Genomic DNA, 18,341 nt, shown 5'->3' on the forward strand with positions numbered 1-18,341 from the left:
TTTACATGATCTCTATCGTGCGCCGTGGTCTGTTGGTGTTGCTGGCATTGTTGCCAATGCTGGGGAATGCCGCCGCCACACCGTCCGCTCATGATCTGGTGGATCGCACCACCAAGGAATTGCTGAGTGATCTGGCAGCCAACAAAGAACAGTACAAAAGTAATCCGGGCGCGTTTTACGACGCGCTGAACCGCATTGTCGGTCCGGTGGTAGATGCCGATGGCATTTCCAAAAGCATCATGACCGTGAAGTACTCGCGCAACGCTTCTCCAGAGCAGATTCAGCGCTTCCAGGAAAACTTCAAGCGCAGCCTGATGCAGTTCTATGGCAACGCACTGCTTGAATACAACAACCAGGGCATCACCGTTTCGCCTGAAAAACCTGAAGGCGCCGATCGCACCAGCGTTGAAATGCAGGTCAAGGGTACCAACGGCGCGATGTATCCGGTCTCCTACACACTCGTCAAGATTGGCGGCGAGTGGAAGGTACGGAACGTGATCATTAACGGGATTAACATCGGCAAGCTGTTCCGTGATCAATTCGCCGATGCAATGCAGCGTAACGGCAACAACCTCGACCAGACGATCAACAACTGGGCGGGTGAAGTTGCCAAGGCTAAAGAGAAAGCGCCTGAAGCTGCTCCGCAATGACCGAGTCAGCCGTCAAGCTCGTTGCGCCGGGCGAGCTGCAGTTAACCGGTACTCTCGACTATTCGACCGGTCCGGCCTTGCGCAAGCAGGGTGCCGCGCTGATCAAGTCGAGCGAGTTGTCGACCGTTGTTCTGGACTGCTCCGGTGTCGAGAAGTCCAGCAGCGTTGGTCTGGCCTTGCTGCTCGCGTTCATGCGTGATGCGCGTGACGCGGGCAAAGATGTGAGCATTCGTTCCATGCCGGAAGACATGCGCAAGATCGCCCAGGTGTCCGAGTTGACTGAACTGCTTCACAATCATTGATTGTCCTTTATGAAAGCCCCTCGTCCGGGTCCTGCGTTGCGGGGTTCGCATTGAGTGGGCTTTTTTGTATGATGGCCGACCCGCGCGCGTAGGTCGCCAATCGAGGTTTTGCATGCACGCCGTAGAAGTTAAGAGCTTCCTTGAAGGGAAGCTGCCCGAGGTACAGGTCGAAGTTGAAGGCGAAGGCTGCAACTTCCAGCTGAACGTGATCAATGACGAGTTGGCTACGCTGAGCCCGGTCAAGCGTCAGCAGCAGATCTACACGCATTTGAACCCTTGGATTGCCGATGGCAGCATCCATGCGGTCACCATGAAATTTTTCAGCCGCGCTGCGTGGGCCGAGCGCACCTGAGCCACTTGGCGTCGAGACTCTAATGGATAAATTGATTATTACTGGCGGCGTTCGTCTTGATGGCGAAATCCGCATTTCCGGGGCGAAAAACTCTGCCCTGCCGATTCTTGCCGCGACCCTGTTGGCCGATGGCCCGGTAACCGTCCAGAACCTGCCGCACTTGCACGACATCACCACCATGATCGAACTGTTCGGTCGTATGGGTATCGAGCCGGTGATCGACGAAAAACTCAGCGTGGAAATCGATCCGCGCACGATCAAGACGCTGATTGCCCCGTACGAGCTGGTGAAGACCATGCGCGCCTCGATTCTGGTGCTCGGCCCTATGGTCGCCCGTTTCGGCGAAGCTGAAGTCGCGTTGCCAGGCGGTTGCGCCATCGGCTCGCGTCCAGTGGATCTGCACATTCGTGGCCTCGAAGCCATGGGCGCGATCATTGACGTCGAGGGCGGCTACATCAAGGCCAAAGCCCCTGAAGGCGGTCTGCGCGGTGCCAACTTCTTCTTTGATACCGTCAGCGTGACCGGTACCGAAAACATCATGATGGCCGCGAGCCTGGCCAACGGCCGCAGCGTTCTGCAGAACGCCGCCCGTGAACCTGAAGTCGTTGACCTGGCAAACTTCCTGATTGCCATGGGTGCGAAAATTCAAGGCGCTGGTACTGACACCATCACTATTGATGGCGTGAAGCGTCTGCACTCGGCAACCTACAAAGTCATGCCTGACCGCATCGAGACCGGCACTTATCTGGTTGCTGCTGCCGCCACCGGTGGCCGCGTCAAGGTCAAGGACACCGATCCGACCATCCTCGAAGCAGTGTTGCTGAAGCTTCAGGAAGCGGGCGCTGAAGTGACCAGCGGCGTGGACTGGATCGAGCTGAACATGCACGGCAAGCGTCCTAAAGCCGTCAACGTGCGTACAGCTCCGTATCCTGCGTTTCCGACTGACATGCAGGCGCAGTTCATCTCGCTCAACGCCATCGCTGAAGGCACGGGTGCAGTAATCGAGACCATCTTCGAAAACCGTTTCATGCACGTGTACGAAATGCACCGCATGGGCGCGCAGATTCAGGTCGAAGGCAACACGGCCATCGTGACCGGTACCGAAGTGCTCAAAGGCGCGCCAGTCATGGCTACCGATCTTCGTGCCTCGGCCAGCCTGGTTATCTCTGCACTGGTTGCCCAGGGCGATACGCTGATCGACCGCATCTACCACATAGACCGCGGTTACGAGTGCATCGAAGAGAAACTGCAGATGCTGGGCGCGAAGATTCGTCGCGTTCCGGGCTAGCAGTCATATAACTGGCGTCTGAGGCCATTTGTGGCCTCGGACGTTGGTCTTGCACGTTTCGCGGCGTGTGAATTCTGATTCGTTTCACCTCATGCCCGTTTTTATACGGCATGAGGATTTGCCCGGCGTCGATTGCGTCCGGGCAAAAGCTTCCTGATAAGGACTGACGTTTCCCATGTTGACCATCGCATTGTCCAAGGGCCGCATTCTTGATGACACCCTGCCGCTTCTTGCTGAAGCAGGCATTGTGCCGACCGAGAATCCGGACAAGAGCCGCAAGCTGATCATCCCCACGACTCAGGCCGATGTGCGCCTGTTGATCGTGCGTGCTACCGATGTGCCGACCTACGTCGAGCATGGCGCTGCTGATCTTGGCGTTGCCGGTAAAGATGTGTTGATGGAATACACCGGCCAGGGTCTGTACGAGCCGTTGGACCTGCAGATTGCCAAGTGCCGTTTGATGACAGCAGGCGCCATCGGTGCTCCCGAGCCCAAAGGCCGTCTGCGCGTGGCAACCAAGTTCGTCAACGTTGCCAAGCGCTATTACGCCGAGCAAGGTCGTCAGGTCGACATCATAAAGCTGTACGGCTCCATGGAGCTGGCACCGCTGATTGGTCTGGCTGACAAGATCATCGACGTTGTTGATACCGGCAACACGCTACGGGCCAATGGCCTGGAGCCTCAGGAGTTGATCGCGACGATCAGTTCCCGCTTGGTGGTCAACAAGGCTTCCATGAAAATGCAGCACGCCCGTATTCAGTCGCTTATCGATACCCTGCGCAATGCAGTGGAATCGCGACACCGCGGCTGACTTACTCGCGCAACCTTGAGTTGCGCCCGTCTATCCGCCTCATAGCCAGAATTCTCAGGTGCCCAAGCGGAACGACTGCTAGTTTAGGGCGCCTGAGTTTTTGCCATTCCTATGAGGCTCTCGCTATGACCGCACCGACTGCAATTCGCCGACTCAATGCTGCTGACCCGGATTTCGCGCATCATCTGGATCATCTGCTGAGCTGGGAAAGTGTGTCTGACGATTCGGTCAACCAGCGTGTCCTCGACATCATCAAAGCCGTGCGTGAGCGGGGCGATGCTGCGCTTGTCGAATTCACCGAGCGCTTCGACGGTTTGCAGGTGGCCTCCATGGCTGATCTGATTCTGCCTCGCGAGCGTCTTGAGTTGGCACTGACTCGCATCACCCCAGCCCAGCGCACAGCGTTGGAAAAAGCCGCAGATCGTGTACGCATGTACCACGAAAAACAGAAGCAGGACTCCTGGACCTACACCGAGGCCGACGGCACGGTACTCGGCCAGAAGGTCACGCCGCTGGATCGCGCGGGTCTGTATGTGCCCGGTGGCAAGGCGTCGTATCCATCGTCGGTATTGATGAACGCTATTCCTGCCAAGGTTGCGGGTGTTGCTGAAGTCGTCATGGTCGTGCCGACCCCGCGCGGGGAAATCAACGAGCTGGTACTGGCCGCGGCCTGTATTGCCGGAGTCGACCGAGTGTTCACCATCGGTGGGGCTCAGGCGGTTGCGGCACTGGCTTACGGCACTGAAAGCGTGCCGCGCGTCGACAAGGTCGTCGGCCCGGGCAACATCTATGTCGCCACGGCCAAGCGCCATGTTTTTGGTCAGGTCGGGATCGACATGATCGCTGGTCCTTCCGAGATCCTTGTGGTCTGCGACGGTCAGACAGACCCGGACTGGATTGCTATGGATCTGTTCTCTCAGGCCGAGCACGATGAGGACGCCCAGGCCATTCTGGTAAGTCCGGATGCAGACTTTCTGGATCAAGTCGCAGCGAGCATTGCCAAATTGATGCCGACCCTTGAACGTGCGGACATCATCGATAAGTCGATCAATGGCCGTGGTGCGTTGATCAAGGTCGCTGATATGCAGCAGGCCATTGAAGTCGCCAACCGTATTGCTCCGGAACACCTTGAATTGTCGGTGGCAGACCCTGAAGCCTGGTTGCCGCAGATTCGTCACGCGGGCGCGATCTTTATGGGGCGTCACACCTCCGAGGCGCTGGGCGACTATTGCGCCGGTCCGAACCACGTGTTGCCAACCTCCGGCACAGCGCGCTTTTCATCGCCGCTGGGTGTTTACGATTTTCAGAAGCGTTCGTCGATCATCTACTGCTCGCAGCAAGGTGCATCCGAACTTGGCAAGACCGCATCGGTACTGGCGCGTGGCGAATCATTGACTGCGCACGCCCGCAGCGCCGAGTACCGGATCATTGATAGCGAAGGGCAGGGGAACTGAATATGAGTAAATTCTGGAGTCCTTTCGTCAACAGCCTCGTGCCGTATGTGCCGGGCGAACAACCCAAGCTGACCAAGCTGGTCAAGCTCAACACCAATGAAAATCCTTACGGCCCTTCGCCTAAAGCTCTGGCCGCGATGCGCGCCGAGCTGACTGATGACTTGCGTCTTTATCCCGACCCGAACAGCGACCTGCTCAAGCAGGCTGTAGCGACCTATTACGGCGTGCAGATCAGCCATGTGTTTTTGGGCAATGGCTCCGATGAAGTGCTGGCACATGTGTTCAATGCGTTTTTCCAGCACGGCAAGCCTTTGCTGTTTCCGGACATCAGCTACAGCTTTTATCCGGTTTACTGTGGCCTGTACGGCATCGAGTTCGACGCCATCGCGCTGGATGAGCAGTTCCAGATTCGTGTCTCGGATTACGCCAAACCTAATGGCGGGATCATCTTCCCGAACCCTAACGCGCCAACCGGTTGCGTAGTGGGGCTGGATGCTGTTGAGCAGATGCTGAAGGCGAGCCCGGATTCAGTGGTTGTGGTGGATGAGGCGTACATCGATTTTGGTGGCGAGACGGCCATCTCGCTGGTGGAGCGTTATCCGAATCTGCTGGTGACGCAGACGTTGTCCAAGTCCCGCTCGCTGGCGGGTTTGCGGGTCGGTCTGGCGGTTGGACATCCTGATCTGATCGAGGCGTTGGAGCGGGTCAAGAACAGCTTCAACTCGTATCCGCTGGATCGTCTGGCAATCGTCGGTGCCGCTGCAGCCTTCGAGGATCGCGAGCACTTCGATTCCACCCGTAACAAGGTGATCGCCAGCCGGGAATTATTGACCGCTGAGCTGCAAGCCCTTGGTTTTGAAGTACTGCCATCTGCGGCCAACTTCATCTTTGCCCGTCACCCGCAACACGACGGAGCGGGCATTGCGGCGAAGCTGCGCGAGAAGGGTGTCATCGTTCGGCACTTCAAACAGGAGCGGATTGCCCAGTTCCTGCGGATCAGCATTGGTACGCCGGAGCAGAACCAGGCGTTGCTGGATGGGCTGGCGGGTCTGTAAGACCCCCATCGCAGTATCGCCGCAATCGCGGATTGCATCACACTTGTGGGAGCGAGGCTTGCCCGCGATAAAAGCACTGAGGTCTGTCTGATAAACGAGGCGGCCTTATCGCGGGCAAGCCTCGCTCCCACAGGTATCTACGCAACTCAGTGATCACTGCTCTTCAACCGGAGTAGCCGACGGCGGGGGCGGTGGGCGCAGGCCAACTTCAGCGTTGAGCTTCACTTCTTTTCCGTTGCGCATCACCTCGATGGCGATCTTGTCGCCGGGCTTGGTGCGTGCCACCTGATTCATCGAGCGACGACCATCACCCGCGGGCTCGCCGTTGATGCTCAAAATCACGTCACCCAACTGCAAGCCTGCTTTCTGTGCCGGGCCATCGCGGAAGATACCTGCGACGACGATGCCTGGTCTGTCTTTCAACCCGAATGACTCGGCCAGATCCTGTGTCAGCGGCTGCACTTCAATACCCAGCCAGCCACGAATCACCTGACCATGCTCGATGATCGATTTCATGACCTCCATGGCCAGTTTGGTCGGAATCGCGAAACCGATGCCTTGAGAGCCGCCAGACTTGGAGAAGATCGCTGTATTGATCCCGGTCAGGTTGCCATTGGCATCAACCAGTGCGCCGCCAGAGTTGCCCGGGTTGATCGCTGCGTCGGTCTGAATGAAGTCTTCATAAGTGTTCAGGCCGAGCTGGTTGCGGCCGGTGGCGCTGATAATACCCATGGTCACGGTCTGGCCGACGCCGAAAGGGTTGCCGATGGCCAGTGCAACGTCACCGATGCGGATGCTGTCGGAGCGGCCAATAGTGATGGACGGGATGTTCTTGAGATCAATCTTCAACACTGCCAGATCGGTTTCCGGATCATTGCCGATCACCCTGGCAATGGTTTCCCGACCGTCCTTCAGTGCAACGACGATTTGATCGGCACCGGTGGTGACATGATTGTTGGTCAGAATGTAGCCTTCCGGGCTCATCAGAACGCCGGAGCCGAGGCTCGACTCCATGCGTTTCTGCTTGGGCATGTTGTCGCCGAAGAAACGTCGGAATTGCGGGTCCTCGAACATCGGATTTGCCGCTTTGTTGACCATCTTTGTGGTGTAGAGATTGACCACCGCAGGTGCCGCCATGCCAACCGCATCGGCATACGTGACTGGCCCTTGCTGGACATAAGTGGTTTGTGGCGCCTGCTGCAGGTTGACGTCGAGGCTTGGCAGACCCACCAGATCCGGGAAGCGCTGAATAATCAGCAGTGCGACGAGTACGCCTGCCAGCAATGGCCAACCAAAAAAGCGCAGTGCCTTGAACATTGAGCAAATCCTGAAAGTGATCCGACGCTGCGGCTTGCTGCCCATCTGCGCCATAATGGGCGGCATTATACGAGCACTTGGGGTTGTGTCTCGCAAATAAGATCTTCTGAAGTGAACCATTTCAGCAGCACGACCCTATCAGCTTCAAACCACACATTCAGGAGTCTTTTATGGCTGTTGCGCTCAGCACTCTGGTAGAAGAAGCCAACCGTTATCTCGGCAGTTCGCGTATCCAGGATTATTGCCCCAACGGCTTGCAGGTCGAAGGTCGTCCGCAGGTCATGCGCATCGTCAGCGGTGTCACCGCCAGCCAGGCTTTGCTGGATGCCGCAGTGGATGCGCAGGCCGATCTGATTCTTGTGCATCACGGGTATTTCTGGAAAGGCGAGAACCCTTGCGTCGTCGGCATGAAACAGCGCCGCCTGAAAACCCTGCTCAAGCACGACATCAGCCTGCTGGCCTATCACTTGCCACTGGATGTGCATCCGGATGTGGGTAATAACGTGCAGTTGGCGCGCCAGCTGGATATCACCGTGGAAGGCCCACTGGATCCAGATAATGCCCGCGTCGTCGGCTTGGTCGGTTCGTTGAATGAACCCATGATGCCCCGCGACTTTGCCCGTCGCGTGCAGGAAGCACTGGGGCGTGAGCCGTTGTTGATTGAAGGTGCCGATATGATTCGCCGGGTGGGTTGGTGTACCGGAGGCGGGCAGGGTTACATCGATCAGGCAATCACTGCGGGTGTCGATCTGTTCATCAGCGGCGAAGCGTCTGAGCAGACCGTTCACAGTGCCCGGGAAAACGGCATCAGCTTTATTGCCGCCGGACACCACGCAACTGAACGTTACGGGGTTCAGGCGCTGGGTGACTATCTGGCGCGGCGGTTTGCACTGGAGCACCTGTTTATCGACTGTCCTAACCCGGTTTGAATACCTAACGAGACGGTATATCCATAGAACGTTTCGATCTATTGGGGCCCCTGAATAGAAGCAGGTGCTGTGCTAGAGTGCGGCCTCGAACACGGCCCGCTGGCCGTCCCGGGCGTTGTCCGGTCAATAATGAATGCAACCCGTGAGTAACCATGGTCGATAAACTGACGCATCTTAAGCAACTGGAGGCGGAAAGCATCCACATCATCCGCGAGGTCGCCGCCGAGTTTGATAACCCGGTGATGCTGTACTCCGTCGGTAAAGACTCTGCCGTAATGCTGCACCTTGCGCGCAAGGCGTTCTTTCCGGGCAAGCTGCCATTCCCGGTGATGCATGTGGACACCCGTTGGAAATTCCAGGAAATGTACCGTTTTCGTGACCAGATGGTTGAGGAAATGGGCCTGGACCTGATCGTCCACATCAACCCGGACGGCGTGGCTCAAAACATCAGCCCACTGACCCACGGCAGCTCCAAGCACACTGACATCATGAAGACCGAAGGTCTCAAGCAGGCCCTGGACAAGCACGGCTTCGATGCCGCGTTCGGTGGCGCGCGTCGTGATGAAGAAAAATCCCGTGCCAAAGAGCGCGTGTACTCGTTCCGCGACAGCAAGCACCGCTGGGATCCGAAGAACCAGCGTCCGGAGCTGTGGAACGTCTATAACGGCAACGTCAATAAAGGCGAGTCGATTCGCGTGTTCCCTCTGTCCAACTGGACCGAGCTGGACATCTGGCAGTACATCTATCTGGAAGGCATCCCGATTGTCCCGTTGTACTTCGCCGCCGAGCGCGATGTCATCGAGATGAACGGCACCTGGATCATGATCGACGACGAGCGTCTTCTGAATCACCTCAGCGATGAAGACAAGGCTCGCATCGTCAAGAAGAAAGTCCGCTTCCGTACACTTGGCGACTACCCGTTGACGGGCGCAGTCGAGTCCGAGGCCACCAGCCTCACTGACATCATTCAGGAAATGCTTCTGACGCGTACTTCCGAACGTCAAGGCCGGGTCATCGATCACGATGGCGCTGGTTCGATGGAAGAAAAGAAACGTCAGGGTTATTTCTAAAGAGCAGCTACAAGCCTCAAGTGGCAAGCTGCAAGTGAATCAAAAGCAGGTGATCGAAATGGATTTCGAGAAACTCTTGGTTTGGCAAAGAGCCAAGGCTTTGGCAGTCAATCTTTACAAGGAGATGGCTTCCTGTCCCGATTTGGCTTTCAGGAGTCAGATCACGCGCTCTGGGCTGTCGGTGCCGAGCAATATTGCGGAAGGTATGGAGCGTTTCACTGCGAAGGACAAATGCCGCTTTCTATCGATTGCTAAAGCATCCTGTGGCGAGCTAAGAACTCAGCTCATCATCGGCGGTGAAATTGGTTATATCGCTGAACCACTTGCAGCAGCCTGGATTATCGAAACCCGTGAGCTTTCAAAAATGCTTTGCGGGCTGATCAATAAAATTTCTGACTAGCTGTACGCCGACAAGCTTGCCGCTTGAAGCTTACAGCTTGGAGCTCGAATGAAATGAGTCACGCATCTGATTTGATCAGCGAGGACATCCTCGCCTATCTGGGCCAGCACGAACGCAAGGAAATGCTGCGCTTTCTTACCTGTGGCAACGTCGACGACGGCAAGAGCACGCTGATCGGGCGTCTGCTGCACGACTCCAAGATGATCTACGAAGATCACCTTGAAGCCATTACCCGCGATTCGAAGAAGTCCGGCACCACCGGCGAAGACGTCGATCTGGCGTTGCTGGTTGACGGCCTTCAGGCCGAGCGGGAGCAGGGCATCACGATTGATGTGGCCTACCGTTACTTCTCCACCGCCAAGCGCAAGTTCATCATTGCCGATACTCCGGGCCATGAGCAGTACACACGCAACATGGCGACCGGTGCATCGACCTGCGACCTGGCGATCATCCTGGTGGATGCCCGTTACGGCGTACAGACCCAGACCCGCCGTCACAGCTACATCGCATCGCTGCTGGGCATCAAACATATCGTTGTGGCCATCAACAAGATGGACCTCAATGGCTTCGACGAAAGCGTCTTCGAGTCGATCAAGTCTGATTACTTGAAGTTCGCCGACGGCATTGCGTTCAAACCGACCACCATGGCCTTCGTGCCGATGTCGGCTCTCAAGGGCGACAACGTGGTGAACAAGAGCGAGCGTTCGCCCTGGTACACCGGCCAGTCCTTGATGGAGATCCTCGAAACCGTCGAGATTGCCAACGACCGCAACTACACCGACATGCGTTTCCCGGTGCAGTACGTCAACCGTCCAAACCTGAACTTCCGTGGTTTCGCCGGTACGCTGGCGAGCGGTATCGTGCACAAGGGTGACGAAGTCGTCGTGCTTCCGTCGGGCAAGAGCAGTCGTGTCAAATCCATCGTCACCTTTGAAGGTGAGCTGGAGAGTGCCGGGCCGGGTCAGGCCGTCACTCTGACCATGGAAGACGAGATTGATATCTCCCGTGGTGACTTGCTGGTACACGCCGATAACGTTCCGCAAGTGGCTGATGCATTCGATGCCATGCTGGTATGGATGGCTGAAGAGCCGATGCTGCCGGGCAAGAAATACGACATCAAGCGTGCCACCAGCTATGTGCCGGGCTCGATTGCCAGCATCACCCATCGTGTCGATGTGAATACCTTGGCCGAAGGGCCTGCCAGTTCGCTGGGCCTGAATGAGATTGGTCGCGTCAAGATCAGCCTAGACTCGGCCATCGCGCTGGACGGTTACGACAGCAACCGCACCACGGGTTCGTTCATCGTAATTGACCGTTTGACCAATGGCACAGTGGCCGCGGGCATGATCATCGCCAAGCCCGTTGGCGGCGCAGGTGCCAATCATCACGGCGCTCTGGCTCACGTTGCGACTGAAGAGCGAGCTCAGCGTTTTGGTCAGCAGCCAGCCACTGTGCTGTTCAGCGGCCTGTCGGGCGCTGGCAAAAGCACCTTGGCTTATGCGGTCGAGCGCAAGCTGTTCGACATGGGGCGCGCGGTTTACGTGCTGGATGGACAGAATCTGCGTCACGACCTGAACACTGGTTTATCGCAGGATCGCGCCGGGCGTACTGAAAACTGGCGTCGTGCAGCTCACGTGGCACGTCAGTTCAACCAGGCAGGGTTGATTACCCTGGCCGCGTTCGTTGCGCCTGATGGCGAAGGTCGCGAGCAGGCCAAGTCTCTGATCGGAGCTGATCGCCTGCTGACCGTATACGTCCAGGCATCCCCTGCGGTTTGCCGCGAACGCGATCCACAGGGCCTGTACGCAGCCCAGGGCGATAACATTCCGGGCGAGTCCTTCCCGTACGACGTACCGCTCAATGCGGATCTGGTCATCGATACTCAAACCCTGAATCTCGAAGACAGCGTCAAGCAAGTGCTGGACCTGCTGCGCAGTCGCGGCGCGATCTGACGATCGTTTGCTGTAAAAGGAAACCCGCCAGAGATGGCGGGTTTTTTTTAGGGTGCAATAGAGCTTGTGGGGATTCTCTGTTGGTCTGCAAGTGTTGATCCTGGTGGGAGCGAATTCATTCGCGAAGAGGCCGGTACATTCGCCGCCTTTCTGCCGCCTGAAATAGTCATTCCCGAATGTAGTTGAGCTCCACCCTGTGGGAGCGAGGCTTGCCCGCGATTGAGGCAACCCGGTCCGTCAGGTATACCGCGTTATCGTTCATCGCGAGCAAGCTCAGTTCCTATCAAACATCACTCCAATAATGGATTTGAAACGCGGACCTTGTAGGAGCTAACTTGTTGGCGAAGCGGAATTTCTGACGATGCGGGTCCGACGTCTCGCCAACAAGTTGGCTCCTACAGGGTCATCCGTTTGCTTAGCGACAGCGAGGTGTCAGGGATACCGGGACCACTCCCACAGAGATAGCCGATACCTGCCGGAGCCGGGCTTGCGCGCGATTGAGGCGACTCGCTCCGTCAGGTATACCGCGTAATCGTTCATCGCGAGCAAGCTTGGCTCCTACAGGTATCGCTTATCTCTGTAGGAGCCGAGCTTGCTCGCGATGAACAATTACGCAGTCTGTCTGAAACCCGCTCCACAGATTTTGTATGTAGGGAGTCATGGGTACTGACGTTGCTACTGCAAGAATAATCAAGGCGTTAAGATAATTCAGATGCGGTATATATTTATCGCATGCTTTGAGTCAGTGGATGATTAGTTGAATGCTCAATCAATAGCTTTCAAAGGTGAAAGTATGAGTATTCAGTATGGTGTGTTTGGAAATAATGGTGCTCCGGTATTGCCGCCCAATCAGAAAATGACACCGGGGCAGTTTTTACAATCGCCCAATGGACGTTTTCGTCTGGAACTGCAAAGCGATGGCAACCTGGTTATTAAAGATAGTGGCAGTGTTGTTTGGGTCGCTGATCGCGGTCAGGCCTTTAGCATCACGTTGTCCCGCAAGCAGAGAGGTGCTCCGTGGTTTGTGGTAAGTAACAATGGCTTCCTCTACGACCCTGCCAGATCAAGGTTGTGGGTAGCTGAGAGTACGCACACCAAGGACAAGTCTTTCTGGAATCATAGTCACATCTCCATACAGGATGACGGGAATCTGGTTATTTATGACGGCCGAAAAGGCGACCTCCGATGGGCTAGATTCGGATTTACACCTGGGAGGCATCCAGTGAAAAAAGTGAAGATATGGGGACCATATAGAATATACGAATACAAGTTTTGATCGGGTTGGATCTTAGCGCTGTACAGGACAATCTGATCGGAGTGGGTCCATGTTGCATTTATGTAAAAGCTCCAGGTCTTGTTTTCCCCAGATATAGCAACTATTTGTGCAGTCTCCGGGTACGCAGCCCGAAAATAAAAGACAGGCTATCAGTAGTTTGAATTTTTTCATGCTTCCTCCGTTTTCCAAAAAGCATAGAGGTCGCAACAAAATATATATAGCCGCTGTATTCCTGAAACTGCGTAGGAAGTTTCTCCTCCAGAATTTTTTCCCGAGGCAATGTCCACAAAAAAGCCCGCCATTCTCACGAATGGCGGGCTTTCCTGATCCAGCTTTCGCTTACGGCTTTTTCAAACCGTAATGCTCATCGAGCATGCCGGGAGCGTTGGGTGATTTTGGCGCGTAGTCTTTCGGTGCTTCATTTGTGCGCGGTGGAGTCAGGCGGTCGCGGTGGACCTGGCTGGCTTCAGGGTGCAGGGCAGCCAGCAGACGCTGACGAGTCAACTCGTCGGTAGCAAGACGGTTGGCACCTTCGGCGAGATGTTCCTGTACGTCCTGATAGCTTTGCGAAAGCTTCTGGACCAGATTGGCCGTGCTATTGAAGTGAGTGACCACCTCGTTCTGATAGGCATCGAAACGCTCCTGAACGTCATCCAGCTGGCGCTGGGTTCCATTGGGAGCAGCGTTGGGCACCAGACGTGCGACCAGAAAACCGATGACAACACCGACAACCAGGGCAATGGTCGGCAACAACCAAACTAAGAGCGACAGTTCCACGAGTCCTTCCTCTATAAACGGCTTTGCTTTACGTTAACGGCTCGAACCTGCTCTGTATACCGCGACACGCTCACGGATATGCTATTTGCAGACAATCAGCTAGACGAGTCGACCCATTGCGAGGTCACGGAGTTCCTTTTTGCTCATGCGCGAAACCCCCGTATTGATCGATGGCCCGGTGGGCCAGCTTGAAGCCCTTTACCTTGATTTGCCCGATGCTACAGGCGTGGCGTTGATCTGCCATCCTAACCCGATCCAGGGCGGCACCATGCTCAACAAGGTCGTCTCGACTCTGCAACGTACGGCTCGCGATGCGGGTTTGATTACATTGCGTTTCAATTATCGTGGCGTCGGGGCGAGCGCCGGTACGTCTGAAGCGGGCCCTGGCGAAATCGAAGATGCTCAGGCCGTCGCTCGCTGGGTGCTGGAAAAACACCCCGATCTGCCCCTGACACTGTTCGGTTTTTCCTTTGGCGGTTTCGTTGCAGCCAGTCTTGCCGGCCGACTTGAGGGCGCTGGACACACGATTAGCCATCTGTTCATGGTCGCGCCTGCGGTCATGCGCTTGAGCGAGCAATATCCTCTGCCGCAGAACTGCCCACTGACCGTCATCCAGCCGGAGACCGACGAAGTCGTCGAGCCTGAACTGGTTTACCACTGGTCGGCAGCATTGCCGCGCCCACATGAACTGCTGAAAGTGGCAGAATGCGGACACTTTTTTCACGGCAAGCTCACTGATCTCAAAGATCTGATTGCGCCACGCCTTTCGAACTGATGACAGCCCCATAAGCGACCTGCCATGACTACTCGTATCCTGACCGGTATCACCACCACCGGTACGCCTCACCTGGGTAACTACGCGGGCGCCATTCGCCCGGCCATCGTTGCCAGCCGCCAGAGCGATGCTGATTCGTTCTACTTTCTGGCTGACTACCACGCCTTGATCAAGTGCGATGACCCGCTGCGCATTCAGCGCTCGCGTCTGGAAATCGCCGCAACCTGGCTGGCTGCTGGCCTGGATGTGGAGCGCGTGACCTTCTATCGCCAGTCCGATATCCCGGAAATCACCGAGCTGACCTGGCTGCTGACCTGCGTTGCTGCCAAAGGCTTGCTCAACCGTGCTCACGCGTACAAAGCGTCCGTGGACAAGAACGTCGAAACCGGTGAAGACCCGGATGCTGGCGTCACCATGGGCTTGTACAGCTACCCGGTGTTGATGGCAGCTGACATTTTGATGTTCAACGCGCATCAGGTTCCGGTGGGTCGCGACCAGATTCAGCACGTCGAGATGGCTCGCGATATCGGCCAACGCTTCAACCATCTTTTCGGCAAGGGCAGGGAGTTCTTCGTCATGCCTGAAGCCCTGATCGAGGAAAGCGTCGCCACGCTGCCAGGTCTCGACGGCCGCAAAATGTCGAAAAGCTACGACAATACGATTCCGTTGTTCAGCAGCGCCAAGGACATGAAGGATGCGATTTCGCGCATCGTGACTGACTCCAAAGCGCCGGGTGAAGCCAAGGACCCTGACAACTCCCATCTGTTCACGCTCTATCAGGCCTTCGCTACCCCGGAGCAGATCACAGAGTTCCGTTCCGACTTGTTGCAAGGTCTGGGTTGGGGCGAAGCGAAGAGTCGCCTGTTCACCTTGCTGGATAGTGAGCTGAGCGAAGCTCGTGAGAATTACCATCGTCTGATCGAACGTCCGGCTGACCTGGAAGACATTCTGCTGGCTGGCGCAGAGAAAGCCCGCAAAGTCGCCACACCTTTCCTCGGCGAGTTACGTGAAGCGGTAGGCCTGCGTTCATTCCGCAGCAATGTGCAAGTGGCCGAAACCGGCAAGAAGAAAGTTGCTAAGGGTGCACGCTTTGTCAGCTTCCGTGAAGACGATGGCAGCTTCCGTTTCCGTCTGCTGGCAGCCGATGGCGAGCAGTTGCTGTTGTCTCGCAACTTTGCTGATGGCAAGGCCGCTGGCGCAGTCAGCAAACAGCTGCAGCAGGGCAGTGAATTCGAGCTCCGTCCAGAGCATTTTGGGTTTACCCTCTGGATCAATGGTGAGCACATCGCCGAAAGTCCGCAATTCGTCGACGCTGCAGCGCGTGATGCCGCTATCGAAAGCCTCAAGCTGGCCCTTGCCCCCCAACAGGATTGATTGCCAATCTGCCGGGCCGTCGCTACAGTGACGGCCCGTTTTTGTTGCCTTGTTAGCGAATATGACCCCTCTAGAACGATACCAAGCTGATCTGAAACGCCCTGACTTCTTCCATGACGCGGCGCAGGAAACGGCTGTGCGTCACTTGCAGCGTCTCTATGATGATCTGGTTGCCGCTAACCAGAGCAAGCCGGGCATGTTCGGCAAGCTGTTTGGCAAGAAGGAACAGGCGCCGGTCAAGGGCTTGTACTTCTGGGGTGGCGTTGGCCGGGGCAAGACTTATCTGGTCGACACCTTCTTCGAAGCCCTGCCGTTCGAGCAGAAAGTCCGTACCCACTTCCACCGCTTCATGAAGCGCGTGCACGAAGAGATGAAGACCCTCAAGGGTGAAAAGAACCCGCTGACCCTCATCGCCAAACGTTTTTCAGATGAAGCGCGGGTGATCTGTTTCGATGAGTTCTTCGTGTCCGACATCACCGACGCCATGATCCTCGGCACCTTGATGGAAGAACTGTTCAAGAATGGCGTGACTCTGGTTGCGACCTCGAACATCGTCCCGGATGGCCTCTACAAGGACGGCCTGCAACGTGCGCGCTTCCTGCCCGCCATCGCGCTGATCAAACAGAACACCGAAATCGTCAACGTCGACAGCGGCGTGGACTATCGCCTGCGTCACCTTGAGCAGGCTGAGCTGTTCCACTTCCCGCTGAATGAAGCCGCGCAGGAAAGTCTGCGCAAGAGCTTCAAGGCCCTTACGCCTGATTGCGCCGAGACCATCGAAAACGATGTGCTGATGATCGAGAATCGCGAAATCCGTGCACTGCGCACTTGTGATGACGTGGCCTGGTTCGACTTCCGCGAACTGTGCGACGGCCCGCGTAGCCAGAACGATTACATCGAACTGGGCAAGATCTACCACGCCGTGTTGCTCAGTGGCGTTGAGCAGATGAGCGTCACCACCGACGACATCGCCCGACGCTTCATCAACATGGTCGACGAATTCTACGACCGTAACGTCAAGCTGATCATCTCGGCTGAAGTTGAGTTGAAGGATTTGTACACCGGTGGGCGTCTGAACTTCGAGTTCCAGCGCACGTTGAGCCGGTTGCTGGAAATGCAGTCCCATGAATTCTTGTCGCGGGCGCATAAACCCTAAGTTGGGATCTGTAGGAGTGCACGAGCACCGCGAGGCCGCGATGGCGGTGAATCAGGCAGAACGCTATCGCGGCCTCGCGGTGCTCGTGCGCTCCTACAGTTGATCGTCTGATGCCGGTGGATCAAGCCGCCTGCTGAAACTGCTGCCGATACTGATTCGGCGACAACTCTGTATGTTGACGAAACAGTCGGGCGAAGAAGCTGGCGTCGTCGTATCCGACTTCATAGCTGATGGTCTTGATGCTTTTGCGCGTGCCAGACAGCAAGCCTTTGGCGGTTTCGATGCGCAGCCTTTGCAGGTAGTGCAGGGGCTTGTCTCCGGTGGCGGTCTGGAAACGGCGCATGAAGTTGCGGATGCTCATGCCGTGATTACGGGCCACATCTTCGAAGCGAAACTTGTCGGCGAAATGCTCTTCCAGCCAGTGCTGGATTTGCAGGATCACGACGTCCTGATGCAGTTTCTGCCCGCCAAAACCCATTCGGCCCGGCGCGTAATTGCGCTGCACTTCATACAGAATGTCCCGAGCCACGGCTTGCGCGACGTTTGCACCGCAGAAGCGCTCAATCAGATAAATGTACAGGTCACAGGCTGAAGTCGTGCCGCCTGCGCAGTACAGATTGTCCGCGTCTGTCAGATGTTTCTCCTGGTTCAACAAAACATTCGGAAAACGCTCACCGAAGTCGTTGAAAAATCGCCAGTAGGTTGTCGCTTCCTTGCCATCGAGCAGGCCGGATTCTGCCAGCCAGAACACGCCGCTGGCTTCACCACAGAGCACTGCGCCGTTGGCATGTTGTTCGCGCAGCCAGGGAATGACCTGAGGGTATCTCAAACGAAGAGCGTCGAAGTTGTCCCAGAATGCCGGGATCACGATGACATCGCTTTGGTCGAGGTCGCCATCGACGGGGAGTACGACGTCGCTGAAGCTACGCACGGGCTTGCCGTCCGGGCTGACCAGTCGGGTTTCGAACGCAGGGACTCTTCCAAGGCCCAGCTGTTTGCTGTAGCGCAGAGCGGCAAGGTGGAAGAAATCCTTGGCTTGCATCAATGTGGAAGCGAACACCCCGTCAATAGCCAGGATGCTGACGCGCCGCAGGGGCGCGGAGGCGTGAGTCGACATATTCTTTTATTCTTATATGGGGAAGTGGTCAGGTTACGGCTGGATCGTCTTATTTTTTTTCGGGTGTGTCCAGCGATGGAATGCTGAGCAGGCTATTGGCCGATGTTGATCATGTGGGAGATTCTATGTTGGCCCGAAGTCCCTTAGGACCGGCTTTAGCCGGGAGGGCGGTATTTCTGGCGAAGAAGAATGGGTGGCTGTCCCGACGCCCTCCCGGCTAAAGCCGGTCCTATGTATGGACTCGCCCCTACATTCAACCTGCTTTTGAACACTGCTACCCGGTTGC

Annotated in this window: 18 protein-coding genes; 15 read left to right on the plus strand and 3 right to left on the minus strand. The window is 56.4% G+C overall.

Annotated features, from left to right (window positions below):
- Nucleotides 1–5: 5 nt before the first annotated feature.
- From RX972_RS22135 to hisC, 7 genes are all read left to right on the plus strand, one after another.
- Entirely contained in the window at nucleotides 6–650 is a 645-nt protein-coding gene (locus RX972_RS22135; protein ID WP_027897832.1) for a phospholipid-binding protein MlaC, read from the plus strand.
- Nucleotides 647–952 carry a lipid asymmetry maintenance protein MlaB gene (locus tag RX972_RS22140; protein ID WP_027897831.1) on the plus strand — a complete coding sequence of 102 codons (306 nt, stop codon included), beginning with the start codon at nucleotides 647–649 and terminating at the stop codon, nucleotides 950–952. The genes RX972_RS22135 and RX972_RS22140 overlap by 4 nt, the downstream gene beginning before the upstream one ends.
- Nucleotides 953–1,064: 112 nt before the next feature.
- On the plus strand, nucleotides 1,065–1,304 hold the full coding sequence (locus RX972_RS22145) for a BolA family protein (RefSeq protein ID WP_027897830.1): 240 nt from the start codon (nucleotides 1,065–1,067) through the stop codon (nucleotides 1,302–1,304).
- A gap of 22 nt (nucleotides 1,305–1,326) precedes the next feature.
- Complete coding sequence (gene murA / locus RX972_RS22150) at nucleotides 1,327–2,592, plus strand: UDP-N-acetylglucosamine 1-carboxyvinyltransferase (RefSeq protein ID WP_027897829.1); 1,266 nt, start codon at nucleotides 1,327–1,329, stop codon at nucleotides 2,590–2,592.
- Between the two features lie 175 nt (nucleotides 2,593–2,767).
- A complete protein-coding gene (hisG, locus tag RX972_RS22155; RefSeq protein ID WP_027897828.1) occupies nucleotides 2,768–3,403 on the plus strand; it encodes an ATP phosphoribosyltransferase in 636 nt (211 codons plus the stop codon).
- Between the two features lie 125 nt (nucleotides 3,404–3,528).
- Nucleotides 3,529–4,857 carry a histidinol dehydrogenase gene (gene hisD / locus RX972_RS22160; RefSeq protein WP_122708223.1) on the plus strand — a complete coding sequence of 443 codons (1,329 nt, stop codon included), beginning with the start codon at nucleotides 3,529–3,531 and terminating at the stop codon, nucleotides 4,855–4,857.
- Between the two features lie 2 nt (nucleotides 4,858–4,859).
- The gene (hisC, locus tag RX972_RS22165; RefSeq protein WP_316878503.1) at nucleotides 4,860–5,912 is read left to right on the plus strand and encodes a histidinol-phosphate transaminase; all 1,053 of its coding nucleotides are present in this window, start codon (nucleotides 4,860–4,862) and stop codon (nucleotides 5,910–5,912) included.
- A gap of 153 nt (nucleotides 5,913–6,065) precedes the next feature.
- Here hisC and algW read toward each other — a convergent pair whose 3' ends face one another.
- On the minus strand, nucleotides 6,066–7,229 hold the full coding sequence (algW, locus tag RX972_RS22170) for a Do family serine endopeptidase AlgW (protein WP_027897825.1): 1,164 nt from the start codon (nucleotides 7,227–7,229) through the stop codon (nucleotides 6,066–6,068).
- 170 nt (nucleotides 7,230–7,399) lie between these two features.
- Between algW and RX972_RS22175 the strand changes: the two genes are divergently transcribed.
- The 5 genes from RX972_RS22175 to RX972_RS22195 all read left to right on the plus strand — a co-directional run bounded on the left by RX972_RS22175 (nucleotide 7,400) and on the right by RX972_RS22195 (nucleotide 12,856).
- A complete protein-coding gene (locus RX972_RS22175) occupies nucleotides 7,400–8,158 on the plus strand; it encodes a Nif3-like dinuclear metal center hexameric protein (RefSeq protein ID WP_316878507.1) in 759 nt (252 codons plus the stop codon).
- A gap of 152 nt (nucleotides 8,159–8,310) precedes the next feature.
- Nucleotides 8,311–9,228, plus strand: a complete 918-nt coding sequence (gene cysD / locus RX972_RS22180) for a sulfate adenylyltransferase subunit CysD (RefSeq protein ID WP_316878509.1) — start codon at nucleotides 8,311–8,313, stop codon at nucleotides 9,226–9,228.
- Between the two features lie 58 nt (nucleotides 9,229–9,286).
- A complete protein-coding gene (locus RX972_RS22185; protein WP_095096900.1) occupies nucleotides 9,287–9,628 on the plus strand; it encodes a four helix bundle protein in 342 nt (113 codons plus the stop codon).
- Nucleotides 9,629–9,681: 53 nt separating this feature from the next.
- Nucleotides 9,682–11,580, plus strand: a complete 1,899-nt coding sequence (gene cysN, locus RX972_RS22190; protein ID WP_316878511.1) for a sulfate adenylyltransferase subunit CysN — start codon at nucleotides 9,682–9,684, stop codon at nucleotides 11,578–11,580.
- 793 nt (nucleotides 11,581–12,373) lie between these two features.
- The gene (locus RX972_RS22195; RefSeq protein WP_316878513.1) at nucleotides 12,374–12,856 is read left to right on the plus strand and encodes a hypothetical protein; all 483 of its coding nucleotides are present in this window, start codon (nucleotides 12,374–12,376) and stop codon (nucleotides 12,854–12,856) included.
- Between the two features lie 339 nt (nucleotides 12,857–13,195).
- Here RX972_RS22195 and RX972_RS22200 read toward each other — a convergent pair whose 3' ends face one another.
- A complete protein-coding gene (locus RX972_RS22200; RefSeq protein WP_027898485.1) occupies nucleotides 13,196–13,633 on the minus strand; it encodes a YhcB family protein in 438 nt (145 codons plus the stop codon).
- A 145-nt stretch (nucleotides 13,634–13,778) separates the two neighbouring features.
- On the opposite strand from RX972_RS22200, the gene RX972_RS22205 reads away from it, so the two are divergent.
- The 3 genes from RX972_RS22205 to zapE all read left to right on the plus strand — a co-directional run bounded on the left by RX972_RS22205 (nucleotide 13,779) and on the right by zapE (nucleotide 16,938).
- Nucleotides 13,779–14,408, plus strand: coding sequence for an alpha/beta hydrolase (locus tag RX972_RS22205; protein ID WP_316878516.1), 630 nt, complete (start codon nucleotides 13,779–13,781; stop codon nucleotides 14,406–14,408).
- Between the two features lie 24 nt (nucleotides 14,409–14,432).
- Nucleotides 14,433–15,782: a tryptophan--tRNA ligase gene (locus RX972_RS22210; RefSeq protein WP_316878518.1), complete on the plus strand. Its 1,350-nt coding sequence runs from the start codon at nucleotides 14,433–14,435 to the stop codon at nucleotides 15,780–15,782.
- A gap of 61 nt (nucleotides 15,783–15,843) precedes the next feature.
- On the plus strand, nucleotides 15,844–16,938 hold the full coding sequence (gene zapE / locus RX972_RS22215) for a cell division protein ZapE (protein WP_027898482.1): 1,095 nt from the start codon (nucleotides 15,844–15,846) through the stop codon (nucleotides 16,936–16,938).
- Nucleotides 16,939–17,059: 121 nt separating this feature from the next.
- On the opposite strand, the gene RX972_RS22220 is transcribed toward zapE, so the two are convergent.
- Nucleotides 17,060–17,980, minus strand: a complete 921-nt coding sequence (locus RX972_RS22220; RefSeq protein WP_176560700.1) for a GlxA family transcriptional regulator — start codon at nucleotides 17,978–17,980, stop codon at nucleotides 17,060–17,062.
- Between the last annotated feature and the right edge of the window lie 361 nt (nucleotides 17,981–18,341).

Origin of the sequence: Pseudomonas syringae group sp. J309-1 (genome assembly GCF_032582135.1) — a bacterium.
Lineage (GTDB): Bacteria > Pseudomonadota > Gammaproteobacteria > Pseudomonadales > Pseudomonadaceae > Aquipseudomonas > Aquipseudomonas quasicaspiana.

Bases quoted from the DNA above. Each gene is read 5' to 3' on its own strand.
- hisC (WP_316878503.1), top strand. From the start codon at position 4,860: ATGAGTAAATTCTGGAGTCCTTTCGTCAACAGCCTCGTGCCGTATGTG.
- zapE (WP_027898482.1), top strand. From the start codon at position 15,844: ATGACCCCTCTAGAACGATACCAAGCTGATCTGAAACGCCCTGACTTC.
- hisD (WP_122708223.1), top strand. From the start codon at position 3,529: ATGACCGCACCGACTGCAATTCGCCGACTCAATGCTGCTGACCCGGAT.
- RX972_RS22185 (WP_095096900.1), top strand. From the start codon at position 9,287: ATGGATTTCGAGAAACTCTTGGTTTGGCAAAGAGCCAAGGCTTTGGCA.
- RX972_RS22205 (WP_316878516.1), top strand. From the start codon at position 13,779: ATGCGCGAAACCCCCGTATTGATCGATGGCCCGGTGGGCCAGCTTGAA.
- RX972_RS22145 (WP_027897830.1), top strand. From the start codon at position 1,065: ATGCACGCCGTAGAAGTTAAGAGCTTCCTTGAAGGGAAGCTGCCCGAG.
- murA (WP_027897829.1), top strand. From the start codon at position 1,327: ATGGATAAATTGATTATTACTGGCGGCGTTCGTCTTGATGGCGAAATC.
- RX972_RS22140 (WP_027897831.1), top strand. From the start codon at position 647: ATGACCGAGTCAGCCGTCAAGCTCGTTGCGCCGGGCGAGCTGCAGTTA.
- RX972_RS22210 (WP_316878518.1), top strand. From the start codon at position 14,433: ATGACTACTCGTATCCTGACCGGTATCACCACCACCGGTACGCCTCAC.
- RX972_RS22175 (WP_316878507.1), top strand. From the start codon at position 7,400: ATGGCTGTTGCGCTCAGCACTCTGGTAGAAGAAGCCAACCGTTATCTC.
- RX972_RS22135 (WP_027897832.1), top strand. From the start codon at position 6: ATGATCTCTATCGTGCGCCGTGGTCTGTTGGTGTTGCTGGCATTGTTG.
- RX972_RS22195 (WP_316878513.1), top strand. From the start codon at position 12,374: ATGAGTATTCAGTATGGTGTGTTTGGAAATAATGGTGCTCCGGTATTG.
- algW (WP_027897825.1), bottom strand. From the start codon at position 7,229: ATGTTCAAGGCACTGCGCTTTTTTGGTTGGCCATTGCTGGCAGGCGTA.
- RX972_RS22220 (WP_176560700.1), bottom strand. From the start codon at position 17,980: ATGCAAGCCAAGGATTTCTTCCACCTTGCCGCTCTGCGCTACAGCAAA.
- hisG (WP_027897828.1), top strand. From the start codon at position 2,768: ATGTTGACCATCGCATTGTCCAAGGGCCGCATTCTTGATGACACCCTG.
- cysN (WP_316878511.1), top strand. From the start codon at position 9,682: ATGAGTCACGCATCTGATTTGATCAGCGAGGACATCCTCGCCTATCTG.
- cysD (WP_316878509.1), top strand. From the start codon at position 8,311: ATGGTCGATAAACTGACGCATCTTAAGCAACTGGAGGCGGAAAGCATC.